The organism is Olsenella sp. HMSC062G07 (assembly GCF_001811895.1).
In the GTDB taxonomy this organism is placed as follows: Bacteria; Actinomycetota; Coriobacteriia; order Coriobacteriales; family Atopobiaceae; genus Olsenella_F; species Olsenella_F massiliensis.
The window spans coordinates 10,309-24,067 of sequence record NZ_KV806930.1; the positions used below are offsets into that span (position 1 = coordinate 10,309).

The 13,759-nt window shown below is 65.2% G+C and carries 13 protein-coding genes and 1 CRISPR repeat array; of the genes, 1 reads left to right on the plus strand and 12 read right to left on the minus strand.

The features are described from left to right. Window positions 1-189: 189 nt before the first annotated feature. From HMPREF2826_RS00410 to HMPREF2826_RS00465, 12 genes are all read right to left on the minus strand, one after another. Window positions 190-390 (minus strand): hypothetical protein, encoded by a 201-nt coding sequence (locus HMPREF2826_RS00410; RefSeq protein ID WP_070638080.1) that lies wholly within the window; start codon window positions 388-390, stop codon window positions 190-192. A 219-nt stretch (window positions 391-609) separates the two neighbouring features. Next, on the minus strand, window positions 610-2,118 hold the full coding sequence (locus HMPREF2826_RS00415; protein WP_083307149.1) for a sensor histidine kinase: 1,509 nt from the start codon (window positions 2,116-2,118) through the stop codon (window positions 610-612). A 12-nt stretch (window positions 2,119-2,130) separates the two neighbouring features. Next, the gene (locus HMPREF2826_RS00420) at window positions 2,131-2,814 is read right to left on the minus strand and encodes a response regulator transcription factor (protein ID WP_328585280.1); all 684 of its coding nucleotides are present in this window, start codon (window positions 2,812-2,814) and stop codon (window positions 2,131-2,133) included. 2 nt (window positions 2,815-2,816) lie between these two features. Then, window positions 2,817-3,488, minus strand: coding sequence for a phosphate signaling complex protein PhoU (gene phoU / locus HMPREF2826_RS00425; protein WP_070638083.1), 672 nt, complete (start codon window positions 3,486-3,488; stop codon window positions 2,817-2,819). Further along, on the minus strand, window positions 3,488-4,237 hold the full coding sequence (pstB, locus tag HMPREF2826_RS00430) for a phosphate ABC transporter ATP-binding protein PstB (protein WP_070638086.1): 750 nt from the start codon (window positions 4,235-4,237) through the stop codon (window positions 3,488-3,490). The genes phoU and pstB (HMPREF2826_RS00430) overlap by 1 nt, the downstream gene beginning before the upstream one ends. Next, entirely contained in the window at window positions 4,237-5,058 is an 822-nt protein-coding gene (gene pstB / locus HMPREF2826_RS00435) for a phosphate ABC transporter ATP-binding protein PstB (RefSeq protein ID WP_070638089.1), read from the minus strand. The genes pstB (HMPREF2826_RS00430) and pstB (HMPREF2826_RS00435) overlap by 1 nt, the downstream gene beginning before the upstream one ends. Next, complete coding sequence (gene pstA / locus HMPREF2826_RS00440; protein ID WP_070638092.1) at window positions 5,055-5,954, minus strand: phosphate ABC transporter permease PstA; 900 nt, start codon at window positions 5,952-5,954, stop codon at window positions 5,055-5,057. The genes pstB (HMPREF2826_RS00435) and pstA overlap by 4 nt, the downstream gene beginning before the upstream one ends. Further along, the gene (gene pstC, locus HMPREF2826_RS09210; RefSeq protein ID WP_058270099.1) at window positions 5,947-6,840 is read right to left on the minus strand and encodes a phosphate ABC transporter permease subunit PstC; all 894 of its coding nucleotides are present in this window, start codon (window positions 6,838-6,840) and stop codon (window positions 5,947-5,949) included. The genes pstA and pstC overlap by 8 nt, the downstream gene beginning before the upstream one ends. 18 nt (window positions 6,841-6,858) lie before the next feature. Next, window positions 6,859-7,824 (minus strand): phosphate ABC transporter substrate-binding protein, encoded by a 966-nt coding sequence (locus HMPREF2826_RS09215; protein WP_148138277.1) that lies wholly within the window; start codon window positions 7,822-7,824, stop codon window positions 6,859-6,861. Window positions 7,825-8,135: 311 nt separating this feature from the next. Next, on the minus strand, window positions 8,136-8,702 hold the full coding sequence (locus tag HMPREF2826_RS00455) for a glucose-6-phosphate isomerase family protein (protein ID WP_070638095.1): 567 nt from the start codon (window positions 8,700-8,702) through the stop codon (window positions 8,136-8,138). Window positions 8,703-8,802: 100 nt separating this feature from the next. After that, window positions 8,803-9,582 carry a glucose-6-phosphate isomerase family protein gene (locus HMPREF2826_RS00460; protein ID WP_070638099.1) on the minus strand — a complete coding sequence of 260 codons (780 nt, stop codon included), beginning with the start codon at window positions 9,580-9,582 and terminating at the stop codon, window positions 8,803-8,805. A gap of 13 nt (window positions 9,583-9,595) precedes the next feature. Next, the gene (locus HMPREF2826_RS00465) at window positions 9,596-11,506 is read right to left on the minus strand and encodes a class I mannose-6-phosphate isomerase (RefSeq protein WP_210388937.1); all 1,911 of its coding nucleotides are present in this window, start codon (window positions 11,504-11,506) and stop codon (window positions 9,596-9,598) included. Window positions 11,507-11,800: 294 nt separating this feature from the next. On the opposite strand from HMPREF2826_RS00465, the gene HMPREF2826_RS00470 reads away from it, so the two are divergent. Beyond that, on the plus strand, window positions 11,801-12,592 hold the full coding sequence (locus HMPREF2826_RS00470; RefSeq protein ID WP_070638102.1) for a GntR family transcriptional regulator: 792 nt from the start codon (window positions 11,801-11,803) through the stop codon (window positions 12,590-12,592). Window positions 12,593-12,919: 327 nt separating this feature from the next. Further along, window positions 12,920-13,753: direct repeats of the CRISPR family, unit length 28 nt; unit sequence GGATCATCCCCGCATACGCGGGGAGCAC. The last annotated feature ends 6 nt before the right edge of the window (window positions 13,754-13,759 follow it).

The following is a 13,759-nucleotide window of genomic DNA, read 5'->3' on the forward strand; positions in this document are numbered from 1 at the left end:
CGGGGGCGCGCCAAACCGGCGCGCCCCCGCCCCCTCTACGTGTTCCCTGCCGCTCAAAGCGTACGTTGCTAAGGCTACCTTTTGCGTTTGCCTAGGATTCGATTATCAAGACCCGTCCAAACGTACACGTTGAGACGGCACACGGCGCCATGCGGGCGAGCTAGGCCCCGCGAGAGGGCTGTCGCATGCCTAGCCGAGCGCGATCATGCTCGACGCACCGTGGCTTCCTGACGACCGCGCGACGCGGCGCTGCTCGCCGGTCGAATGGTCCCGTGCCTGCGACGACGCGCCAGCCTGGCTTCTCTCAGACAGCCAGTCACGCACAAAGATGCCTGCCAGCAGCACGAAGTACACCACGACGAAGATGACGCTACGTTGAGTCTCTGACATGCGACGCCTCCTTTCGCGCGACGATGCCCGGCCATCAAGGCCTGCCCTTTGCACGTCGTAACCATAGGGGACCAACATTACGCCCTGGTAAGGCGCACGTCAGAATTGTTGGGCGGCTTGTGGGCGCGCGCAGGGACGGCCCCGCGGTCATCCCGGCGCAGGCAAAGCCCCCATCGGCGCAGGCGCCAACGAGACCGTCGGGTCGAGCCGCGTCGTGCCTTACGCTTCGGGCGCCCCCTGCGCGTCTTGCGGGCCCTGAGTGTCCGTCGACGCAGGAAAGACGACAGTTATGGTGGTCCCCTTGCCGGGCCTGCTCTTGAGGGACAGCTTCGCGCCGTGCACGTTGGCAACGTGCTTCACGATGGCCAGCCCCAGACCGGTACCGCCGCTCGCCCTCGACCTGCTCCTATCGACGCGGAAGAACCTCTCGAACACCTTCTCCTGGTTCTCGGGGGCAATGCCCACGCCCGTGTCCCTGACGCTGACGGTGGGGGCATGCCCGCGCATGCCCACCCGCATAGTCACCGAGCCGCCCGGCACGTTGTACCTGATGGCGTTCTCCACCAGGTTGCTGACCATCTCGTCCACCAGCCGCGGGTAGCCCGTCACCACGGTGGGACCCCCCTCCAGCCAAAGCGACACCCGCGCCGCGTCCGCCTTTGGTTGCAGGCGGGAACACGCGTCACGAGCCACCTCGTACAGGTCGCAGGGAGAGGAGCTGCCCAGTGCCGTCAGGTCCAGCGACCGCTCCGACTCGTCCAGCTTCGAGAGGGTCAAAATGTCAGAGACGAGCGACGACAGCCGCTGCGCGTCGCTGTTGATGCGCCGCGCGAACCCGCGAACGTCCTCAGGGCGGACGATGCCGTCGCGAATGAGCTCGGAGGCCCCCATGATGGACGAGATGGGCGTCTTGAGCTCATGCGTCACGTTTGCCGTGAACTCGCTGCGCATGCTGTCGATGTCGCGCAGCCGTTCCATCTGCTCCTCGAGAAGCTCCTGCTGGCTGCTCAGGCGCTGCACCAGGGGCTCGAGCTCCCGATACGGCGCCTGGCAGTCGGGCCGCGTGGGGTCGATTCGGAGCACGGGCCTGATGAGGCGGCGTGAGAGGAGCAGCGACGTGAACCAGCTCAGCGTCACAAGCCCCGCGAGGATGCCGACGATCCACGCAAGGCTCGACCAGAGGAGGGCCATGGCGCCGGCACGATCTTCTGACAGGCGCAGGACGCTGCCGTCCGCCAGTCTGATCGCCTCGTAGATCGAGACGTAGCCTACCGTCTGGCTCTTGCGGTCGGACGATCCGCTGCCGGTCACAAGGGCGTCGGCAACCTCGGAACGACCCGCATGGTTAGGCAGGTCGGCGGCGTCCGTCATGCTGTCAAAGAGCACCGTGCCGTCAGGCGCGATGAGGGTGGAGCGCTCGTTGCCCAGCATCATCGTCGAAAGCGTCCGCGCGGCGTCGGCCGAGTCGTCGAGCACCGACCCGATAATCCTGCACTCGCGCGACAGCGTCGCATGGGCGTCAATCGTCAGCGTCGCCTGCAGCACGTAGGCGGAGGCGATGGTCACGAGCAGCGACGCCAGAACCGAGACGGACGCAAGCGCCCAGAAGATGCGGTCCCTGAGCGAGATCGCCCGCCGGACGGGAAGCAGCAGCGCCGCAGAGTCGCGCAGGCGGGCGGGCGTGGCACGATCGCCCGCGCCCAGCCCACCCGTCGTGTCCACCCTCATGCCGCGCACGGCCTATCCGCGCATCCGATAGCCCACGCCCCTGACCGTCTCGATGAGGCGCGCGCAGTCGCCCAGCTTGGAGCGCACCTGCTGAACATGCACGTCAACGGTACGCGAGCCCCCGTCAAAATCCCAACCCCACACGCGCTGCAGCAGCGTCTCACGCGTGAAGACCTCGTCGGGCGAGCGCATGAGAAACTCCAGGAGGTCAAACTCTCGCATGGTCAGCTGCAGGTCCTTGCCTTCCATCGTCGCCTCGCGACGACTGGGCCACAGGACGATGGGACCTATGACGAGCATCTCGGCGGACTTCTCCGTGCGGCTCACGCCGGAGCGTCTGAGCAGGGCTTTGACCCGCGAGACCATCTCCATCATGCCAAAGGGCTTGGCCAGGTAGTCGTCCGCTCCGTTATCCAGCGCCCGAACGGTGTCAAGCTCCGTGTCCTTGGCGGTGAGCATCATCACCGGAACCTTGGAGAGGCCCGCAGTCTGCCGAATGCGCCCCAAGATCTGGAGACCGTCGGTTCCGGGGAGCATGATGTCAAGGAGCACGGCGTCAGGCAGGCGCTCGGTGCAGGCGCGACGAAACTCGTCGTCGTCCGTAAAGCCGTGCGCCTCGACGCCGGCCTGCCTCAGCGCGTAAATCGAGAGGTCACGAATGTTGTCGTCATCCTCGACGTAATAGACCAGCGCCAACGCTACTCCTCTTCCACCATGAACCTTCCGCGATACTCGCCGGTGGCGCGGAAGATGGCCCAGTCGCAGATGCTCTGCGCATGATCGCCCATGCGCTCGTAGTACTTGGCGATGGTGAGCAGCTCCGGCGCGATGGTCGCAGCGTCATCCCCCTGGCGCAGCAGGGTGATGATGTCGGCTCGGACCGCGTCAAAGATCTTGTCCACGGCGTCATCCATCAGGAACACCGATTCGGCGCCCTCGACGTCCGATGAGTTGAACGCCTCCATTGCCCTTTCGAGCATTGTAGCAGCGCGCTGTGACATGTCACCCAGCTGTTGGGCAAACGCGGGAGCGAGCGTGAGGTCAGTCTCCTGCGAGAGCAAGGCTGTCTCGTACGCCATCTCCTCGATGCGCGCCAGGTCGCTGATGGCGCGGAACGTGGCCGTGACCATGCGCAGGTCGCTTGCCATGGGCGACTGCAGAAGCATGATGTTCATGCAGGAGTCCTCGATGGAGCGGTGCAGATGCTCGCTCACCGAATGCCCGTCGATGACCTCCTGAGCAGCCTCCTCGTTGCCCTCCGAGATGGCAAATCCCGTGTCGCGGATACTGTCGACGACGCCCTTGCCCAGGGCGGCCACGTGACGTCCGAGCTTGTCGAGCTGCTTGAGATACGAAGTCCTGGTCCTCATTAGCCAAACCTTCCCGTAAGATAGTCTTCCGTGCGCTTGTCCCTGGGCGCCGAGAAGAGCTGAGCCGTCGGAGCAAACTCGACGAGTTCGCCCAGGTAGAAGAAGGCGCATTTTTGGGAGATGCGCGTCGCCTGCTGCATGTTGTGCGTGACGATGATGACCGTGTGCTCCTTGGCGATCTGCGTGGCGAGCTCCTCCACCATGGCGGTGGAGATGGGGTCGAGGGCGCTCGTGGGCTCGTCCATGAGCAGGACGTCGGGATTGACCGCCATGGCGCGGGCTATGCAGAGGCGCTGGGCCTGGCCGCCCGACAGCGAGAGGCCCGACTTGCCGAGCTTGTCCTTGACCTCATCCCACAGCCCCACGCTCTGCAGCGTGCGCTCCACGACCTCATCGAGCTCGACCTTCTTGACGTGTCCCTGCCGCCTGAGGCCGTAGACCACGTTTTCATAGATGGACAGGGGAAACGGGTTGGGCTTCTGGAAGACCATGCCCACCCGGCGACGAAGCGCGTAGACGTCGGAGGTCGAAACATCCTCGTCGCCCAGCCTCACGACGCCCTCCACCCGACAGCCCACGATGCGATCGTTCATTCGATTGAGGCAGCGCAGCAGCGTGGACTTGCCGCAGCCCGACGGGCCGATGAAGGCCGTGATCTCATTTGCGGGTGCCACCAGGCTCACGTCCGTCAGGGCCTGGTTGTCCCCATACCATAGGTTGAGATGCTCAACTGACATGCTCTCGGCCATTAGCCAAACCTCCCCGTCAGATAGTCTTCGAGGCGCTTGTCCTTGGGCCTCTCGAAGAGCTCGGCGGTAGGTCCGCACTCTATCATGTCACCCAGCAGGAAGAACGCCGTGCGGTCAGCGACGCGACCCGCCTGCTCCATGTTATGCGTGACGATGACCACGCAGATGCCGCGCTCCGCCATGTCGCGAATGGTCTCCTCGATGGCGAAGGTGGCGATGGGGTCCAGGGCCGAGCATGGCTCGTCCATGAGGACGACGTCGGGCTCCATGGCCAGGGTGCGCGCGATGCAGAGGCGCTGCTGCTGGCCGCCCGACAGCGCGAGGGCGGACTTGCCCAGCTTGTCCTTGACCTCGTCCCAGATGGCGGCGGCGCTCAGGCTCTTGCGAACGAGCTCGTCAAGCTCGGAGCGCCTCGTCATGCCGTGACAGCGCGGAGCGAAGGCGACGTTCTCGTAGATGGACTTGCGAAAGGGGTTGGGCTGCTGAAACACCATGCCGATCTGCTTGCGCAGCGCGTAGGTGTCCGTCTCGTCGTTGTTGACCTCGACGCCGTGATAGTGGACCTCTCCCCCGATGACGCAACCCTCGATCTCGCGGTTCATCAGGTTGATGGAGCGCAGGTAAGTGGACTTGCCACAGCCGGAGGGACCGATGAGCGCCGTGACGGTGCCCGCCTCGAACGAGAGGGACGTGCCCTTGAGGGCGCGCTTACCCGAATAGTCGACGGTCACGTCCTTGGTCCACAGCAGGGGCTCCGCCGTCGCGGCCCCCGTCGCCGCAGCACGGACCTCGGGTGTCACCTCGCGCGAATCGAGCGTCATTCCGCCGTCACCTTCCTCTCCATGGCACGGCCCAGAAGGCGCGCGATTATGTTGAAGGCGAGGACGCAGATCATGAGCACGGCCGCGGTGCCAGTGGAGACGGCGGCGAGGTCGGGCACCACACCCTCGGAGTTGATTTTCCAGATGTGCACCGCGAGGGTCTCCGCCGGTCGGAAGACGTTCCAAGGGCAGCTGGCGCTCGTGAGGTCAAAATTGGTGAAGTTGAGCACCGGGGCGGACTGGCCCGCCGTGTAGATGAGCGCCGCAGCCTCGCCAAAGACGCGGCCGGCCGACAGAATCACGCCCGTGATGATGGCGGGCATGGCGCGCGGCACCAGGATGTGGACCGTCGCCTCCCAGCGCGAGAGGCCCAGGGCCAGCGCGGCGTCACGCTGGTCGCGCGGGACCGCCTCGAGCGCCTGCTGGATCACGCGGACGAGGATGGGCACGTTGAACATCGTAAGCGCCAGGGCGCCCGAGATGATGGAGAAGCCCCAGCCCATGGACAGCACGAAGGTGAGCATGCCAAAGAGGCCCACGACGATGGAAGGCAGGCTCGAGAGCGTCTCGATGGCCGTCTTGGCGATGCTGGTCACCGGGCCGGGAGGCGCGTACTGCGTGAGGAAGATGGCACCGCCCAGCGAGATGGGCAGCGAGATCAGCAGGGTCAGCACAAGCAGGTAGAAGGAGTTGAAGAGCTCGGGACCGATGCCGCCACCCTCCTTGAACTGCTGGGGCCGTCCCGTGAGGAACGAGATGTCAAATGCCTTGCCGGCGCCCGAGATCAGGATGTAAAGGATAATGGCCACGAGAGCCACGAGGATGGCGGCGACGATGGCCGTAAGGACGCCCGTGGCCACGTGATCGGACAGCCGGGCCCTTTGCGTGCTAGTCATGACGGGCCGCCCCCTTCTTGCCGATGAGGTGCACGATGAGGATGAAGACGAGGCTCATGAAGAGGAGCACGAGCGCCAGCGACCACAGCACATCGTTGTACATGGTGCCCATGGCCTCGTTGCCCATTCCCATCGTGAGGACCGACGTGAGGGTCGCGGCCGGCGTGAAGAGCCCCCGGGGCATCTGGACGGCGTTGCCCACCACCATCTGCACGGCCAGGGCCTCGCCAAATGCGCGGGTCATGCCCATGATGACCGCCGTGAGGATGCCCGGCAGGGCGCTGGGGAGCACCACGTGCACGATCGTCTGCCAGCGTGTGCAGCCCAGGCCGTAGGATCCGTCGCGATAGGCGTCCGGAACCGCGGCGATGGCGTCCGTGGCAAGCGACGTCACCGTGGGCAGAATCATGAACGCAAGCACGATGGAGCCCGCGAGGACGCCGTATCCGGTGCCGCCCGCCCAGGAACGAATCCATGGCACGACCACCGTCAGGCCCACGACGCCAAAGACGACGGAGGGGATGCCGGTCAGCAGCTCGATCATGGGCCTGAAGACGCGACTGCCAAAGCCCGGCGCTATCTCCACCACAAAGATCGAGGACCCGAGCGAAAACGGCAGAGAGATGAGGCACGAGAGCAGGGTGACCGCAAAGGAGCCGGCGATCATGGGCAAGGCGCCCACGAGGGCGGCCCCGTCGTCGCCCGTCTGATGGGGGTTCCAGGTCGTCCCGAAGAGGAACGACCATGGCGAGATGCCGTCTTTGAAGAAGGTGTCGAGCCCGCGCGAGAACACCATGAAGATGAGCGTGACGACGAGCAGCACCACTAGGGCAATGCAGGAGCCGGTGATGAGCCGGCCCCTGCGCTCAATGCCCCGTTTGGACATTGCAGGCAATGATGACTCCTATTTCTTGGTGACGTTACCAGAGGCGTCGCGCGTGACCTTCATGCCCGTGACGGGGATGTAGCCCGTCTGCTCGACCAGGGAGCCCTGGACGTCGTCGGAGAGCATGTAGTCGATGAAGGCCTGCGTGGCCTCGTCGGGGCTGGTGGAGGTGTACATGTGCTCGTAGGCCCAGATGGTCCAGTCGTTGGTCTCGACGGTCTCCTCCTTGGGCTCGACGCCGCCGACCTTGAGGGCCTTGAGCTTGTCGGAGAAGTAGGAGAAGGCAAGGTAGCTGATCGAGCCGGGGGTCTCGGCGACCATCTTTGCAACGGTGCCGGAGGAGTCCTGCTCCTGGGGCTTGAAGCTCTCGGGAACCTTGGTGCCGCCCAGGACGGCGCCCTCGAAGGTGGCGCGGGTGCCCGAGCCGGACGCGCGGTTGATCACCGTGATGGCGAGGTCCTGGCCGCCGACTTCCTTCCAGTTGGTGATGGCGCCCGTAAAGATGCCCTTGAGCTGGTCAAGCGTGAGGTCGTCGATGGAGACCTCAGGATGGGCGACGGGACCCATGCCGACGATGGCAACCTTGTTGTCGACGAGCTTCTTGGCGTCGTCGGGGTTGCTCAGCTTGGACTCGGCAAAGACGTCGGAGTTGCCGATCTGGACGGCGCCCTGACTGATCTGGGTGATGCCCTGGCCGGAGCCGCCGCCCTGGACGGTAATCTGGACGTCGGGGTTGGTCTCCATGAACTTCTCCGCGGCGGCCTCGACGAGAGGCTGAAGCGCGGTCGAGCCGACCGCCGTCACGCTACCCGACACCTTCTTGGAGCTCGAAGAGTCTGCGGAGCTGGTGGAGCCGCCGTTGCTCGCGGCACCCGAACCCGAGCAACCCACCAGTCCGAGTCCGGACAAGGCGGCTGCAGCTGACCCGGCAAACAGGAAAAAGTTGCGGCGAGAAAGGTTCGCGTTCTTCGTAGGGATAGGCATGTCTCTCCTCTCGGTGATGAGACCGGCGCACCGGTCCTGTTCACTCTGTAGCTTAGTGAGCCGAGGAGGGTGAGTTGGCGCTCGTCAGCAGGCCATTACGGTTGAGTGACCATCCCTTACACGCGTCTTACAAAGTATGCCCCGTGTGGGGCGAGGTGGCGGGGGCGCGCAGGCCAGGCGACGCCTCGGAGCTCCAAGGACGGACCGCCTACGGGCCTGGGGGCCAGGGGTGCCCCTTCGGAGGGGCGCCCCTGGAATCGCGCACCTACGATGACGCCCGCCGCCCGCCTCTGGCGCCATCCGCTTTTGTCCTACGATGCCGCCCACTCTATCCTGCCGTCGCGGCAAAAGCAGCGGCAGGGAAACGGCTCACGCTCGATGCGCAGATGGTCCTGCTGGGTGGCGCTTAGGTAGCAGGCGGCGACGGCAAGCACCTCGTCGCCCGCGTTGATGATCCGGTGTGCGTACCTGCCCGCGATGTAGTGCAGGGAACCCGGGCGAATCTCCTCGGCGCGCAGCTCGTCAGCCCCGTCCCAAAGCAGCAGGAAGCCCGTGCCCGCAAGGCCAAAGTAGTACTCGTCGCAGCCAGGGTCAAGGTGATAGTGCCCGTGGGTCATGGCGCACTCCCCTGCCACGGTGAACGGCCTGACGTAGGTGGTGCCCCACACGAGCCTTCCGAGCTCGTCGTCGCCGGGATGGCAGTTCTGATGCGCGACACTATAGGCCACGAAGTCGGGGCCCAGCTCCTTGAGGGCCTCGGGGTGCTGATACACGCCGGCAAGGTCGACGGCGCGCTTCTCGCTCCACGTGACGTCGGGTCCGATGAGGGGCTCGACGCCCAGGGGCTGGACGGCGCTGGGGGGCATGACGATGTCCATGGTTGGTCTCCTTTCTGGTGCGCGCATGCGAACGGTCGGCCAGGGCGGCGCGGGCGTCCGTGGGCCAGGCTCGCGGACAAGACCGAAGGTCGGGCGGGCGTCAGGGCCTGAAGGCCGCCCAGACCTCCTGTGCGAGCCGGGGGCGGGCCACGAAGTCAAAGCGACCGTGGTCGCGCTCGTACTGGGCATAGATGGGAACGCCCGCCTCAAGGCCGAGCTCGACATAGACGTGGGGCGCGACGTCCGTGATCCCGTGCGGGGCGTAGCGCTCGTTTGCCACCCACGTCACGTGACCCTCGCCGTCAATCAGCGGAAAGTACGCGAGACCGCCCCGAGAGCGAATCTCGGCATAGTCAAAGCCGTAGTCGCGCACGCACCAGGCCCCAAAGGACATGCGGCGGGTGGGGTCGGCGTTGACGGTGTAGTGGGCCCAGCCGGGCGGCACGATGATGACGTCTCCCGCTCCTCCGCGAACGGCCAGGCAGCGGCCGGGGTCCTCATGGGCCGTCTCCTGCATGAGGACGATGGCCTCACCCTCCCAGATTTCGTACACCTCGGGCGTGGACATGCCGCAGGACGCGGAGACGGCGTGGATGTGGCCCTGGCTCCTCACGGGCTCCCTGCCCAAGGTCCCCGCCGCGTACGTCATGGCGCCGTACAGGAGGTTCCGCGCGACGAGGTCGCTGCGGTCGCGCACCTTGCCCACGTCCATCGCCACGACGTACGGAACGTCCGGACCCTTGCAGGCCGGGTCAAGCAGGCTCATGCGAATGTCATCAAGGTGGCGCCGCTCGGCCATGGACCCAAACACGTCGGGGCCGTAGGAAAAGGAAAGACCGGTTTCGTCGGGGCGGATGTCAAATCCGGGACAGAAGTCCATGCTGGCGCGCCTCCTAGCGTGTCTCGGTGTTGCGGACGTAGGCCCTCACGACGGCGGCGCGCCCCCCGCCCACGTTGCGGATGCGGAAGCGACCGACGCTCGCGGGCACGATGAAGGTCTCGCCGTAGTGAACGCACAGGGGGTCCGCCTTGGGGGACTGTTCGTCCGCCGCGTTCGCGAAGAGTGCGCCGTCCCCAAGGGGCATGACCTCCACGGCGCTGCCCTCCACGAGATTGAGCATGTTGACGGTGCCCCGCGTGTCGAGCGTGAGCTCGTCGGCGAGCCAGAGGCGGCGGGTCTCGATGAACTCCATCTCGCTGAGGCCCGTGTGCGTGCCGGGCCCCTCGTCGTCGTGCGACGAGGCGGCGCCCTGAGCGCCAGGCGCCAGCTGGGCGTCCGCCTCGCCGGGATCCATCCTGTTCACGAGGCGCTCATTGCAGTAGGCGGTGTCGCGCCCCTCGACGATGTTCTGCGCGCCGCGCTCGATGTTGATGGGCCGAGGCTTGCCGTCCAGACCCAGGCGACCCCAGTCCCAGAGCTTGAACGTGAAGATGTAGGGAGTGGCGCTGATCTCCAGGACCACCGTGTTGGAGCCCGAGCAATGTATGGTGCCCGCCGGTATCGAGACATGGTCATGCCTGGACACCGGAATGGCGTTGACGTAACGCTCGACGTCAAGCTTTTCGCCCGTCTCCTGGGCTCGCTCGAGCGCGGCGACGAATTCGCCCTTGCTCACGCCCGTCTTGAGGCCCAGGTACACCGTGGACCCCTCGCGGGCGTCAAAGATGTAGTAGCTCTCGTCCTGAGTGTAGGCCAGGCCAAAGCGGTCGAAGGCGTACTCCGTGCGCGGATGCACCTGCAGGCTCAGGTTGCCGCCGTCCCAGGTGTCCAAAAAGTCAAAGCGAATGGGAAACTCGGTCCCGAAGCGGGCCCGCACGAGCGGACCCAGCAGCAGATCGGGCTGTGAGAGCACGACATCCATGGCGGGAACCTCCACCGGTGTACCCTCCACGTCCAGTATCACGCTGTTCTCCTCGGGCACGCCGTCGAAGGCCCAGCCGTAGTTGGCCGTTTTGGGGGCAAGGCCAAAGCGGTCCTCCATCCAGGTGCCGCCCCAGGGACTCGCGTCAAAGTAGGGAACCAGGCGGAAGGGCCTGCTGGCAAACTGACGCAGACCCTCTCGCCAGACGGCGCCCGGGATGGCCGTGAGGCCGGACGGATCCTGCGCGTTGGCGTCGATGAGCAGGTCGACGTCGGGCAAGATGCGACGTTTGAGCCGGTCGGCGACCCGCCACTCGAAGAAGTATCCGCGTTTGAACTTGCGCAGCTGGTCCTCATGAGGGTTGTCGGCCTTCCAGTTGGGCGCGCCGCTGCGCCAACGCAGCTGCACCTCCCAGCGCGTGAGCGCCGCGTAGGCGAAGACGTCGGGACGTGCCAGGCAGGTGGTGCCAAACCCCAGCACGACAACGAGGCCCTCAACGGCGGCGACGCGCTCGCGTGCAGCGCTCAGGCGCCTCTCGTCCAGAAAGTCGTCGACGACGTGATGGGACATGACGCCAAAGACGCGATCGTCGGTGACGCAGTCGGCGATGCGCTCCTGGATGTCGGCGGCATCCTGCATGAGCTCGTCCGCGTCGATCACGAGCGCGGGCGACAGCGGCCGGACGATAGCCTCGCGCAGGGCGGCGAGATCGACGCCGGGATAGCACTCGAGCGCGAGAACGGTGCGCGGCGAGGAGGTGAGGCTCGCCTGCTCGATAAGGGTCCGCAGCCGCTCGACGATGGCGTCCGGGCCGCATACCGCCCCTGTCGCCCCCTCGATGCGCAGGCTGGGACGCTGAACGTAGGAACTGGATGCGCGCCGGGCGGGGTCGGCCGCATCATGTGCCGTCGGGCCGAGGGTTCCATGAGGCGCATTACGCATGACGTTGCCCCTTTCGTATTGTCATTACAATGGATGACGTAAGTATCACATGCTTAGGCGGGACGATGCTGTTCTTTCTGGAGGATACAAAGGACCGACTGAGGGCAGGTCGGCTTTGCGCCGTTTGGCCGAGACGGCTGGGGGCAACCTAGAGGGGACGTCGCAACAAAGTGTGCGTTGCGAAGGCTACCTTTTGCATTTGCCCAGACAAGCTTTGTGAAGAGGGCTTCAAACGTACACTTTGAACGGCGGCCTGTGGTATTGGAAGACCGGAACGACGATTTGGGAGACCTCATGACGCGCGCACCCCGTGATGGAGACGTCATCGACACGTCAGCCACCGCGCCGCTCTACTCCATTGTTGAGCAGTCCATTCGTGGCAAAATCCTAGACGGGAGCTGGGAGGTGGGCAGCCAGATCCCGCCCGAACTCGAGCTGTGCGAACGCTACCACGTAAGTCGCACGACCGTGCGCAAGGCACTCGATGCCTTGGTGCGCGAGGGACTCATCGAGCGACACCGCGCCCGTGGAACCTTTGTGCAACGGCCCGGAACTCGTCGTCCCGACGGGCACTTCACGCTGGTCAAGGGCTTTTCCGACGAGGTGCATGAGCTTGGCGAGAGTGCCGTGACGTTCTGGGCGAAAGTGCGGACGGAGCCTGCTGACCGTCTGGTCTCCTGCGTCCTTGACGTTCCCGAGGGCGAGAGCCTGCTGGTGCTCGAACGTCTGCGAGGCACGTCGGGAAAGCCCTTCACCTACATGGTGTCGCGCATCACCCCGTGCGAGCGCTTTACCTTGGACCCAAAGGCGTACGAAGGCTCACTCTATGAGATGATTCGACGAAAAGGCATCGAACCCCGCCTGGTGCAGGAGAGCGTCGAGGCTATCTGCGCCCCGGCGGTCATCTGCGAGCACCTTGGCATCGGACGACGTGAGCCCGTACTCAAACGCACGCGACTCACGCGTGACACGAGCGCCGGCTATTGCGAACTCACGGAGAACTACTACATTGGCAAAAGTTACCGCTATTACATCGGCTTCGGCAAAGATAGCCCCATTCCCAGGACAAGGGCGGACAGCGCGTGAAATGGTTCCGATGGCCGATGTCACCATGTGATTGAAGAAGTCGTCGCGATGGTTGACGAAGTCATGCGCATTGACGACGCCTAACTTGCCAGTTGGCCACAGACATCATTCTGAGTTGCTGAGGCGAAGATGAGAGGGGCGCCCCACTTTCCGGCAAAGGCGCGCAGGGCGCCAACGCCAAAGCGCCCCCCTACGTATATCATCCGGCAAAATCCAGACAGGTGAGCCGCTTCGCGCGGGGAGCACAACGCGGCTGGCATGACCGAGAGCGCCCGGAAGGAAATCATAGAGCACTTGGATGCGGTCATCTGCTCTTTGGCCACGACCGGATCATCCCCGCATGCGCGGGGAGCACGTTCCAAGAGATGGTGCACTTTGATTCATATGCGGGATCATCCCCGCATACGCGGGGAGCACCCAGGTCCCTCTCGTCCTGGTGGTAGTAGCTCACGGATCATCCCCGCATACGCGGGGAGCACTGCAGACCGTCATTGCGGCCGCCGGCATGGTCAAGGATCATCCCCGCATACGCGGGGAGCACTGCGGGCGCTGGCGGCTGCGGGGCGGCAGGCGGGGGATCATCCCCGCATGCGCGGGGAGCACAACCGTTTGGCTTGCGTTGCCTACTGTTATACCGGGATCATCCCCGCATACGCGGGGAGCACCGCGAGCTGCCTGCGGTCCTCGTCGAGCTTGCGAGGATCATCCCCGCATACGCGGGGAGCACCGCGAGCTGCCTGCGGTCCTCGTCGAGCTTCCTGGGATCATCCCCGCATACGCGGGGAGCACTTCTTTGCGTTTCTTAGGACGCGGGCGCTAGTAGGGATCATCCCCGCATACGCGGGGAGCACGAGATTGCGCAGGTATTAGCATCTGACATGCTGAGGATCATCCCCGCATACGCGGGGAGCACCGCCGAGGGCATCGGCGAGGACGCCGAGTGCGACGGATCATCCCCGCATGTGCGGGGAGCACGCAGACACCGCCGCGGCAATGAGCGCCGAGTCCGGGATCATCCCCGCATGTGCGGGGAGCACCGACGCCCGAGACCCCGGGTCCGTGATCGTGGAGGGATCATCCCCGCATGTGTGGGGAGCACTCGATTCCGCCGTCCACCTGCGATATGGCGCTGAGGATCATCCCCGCATGTGCGGGGAGCACGAAGTG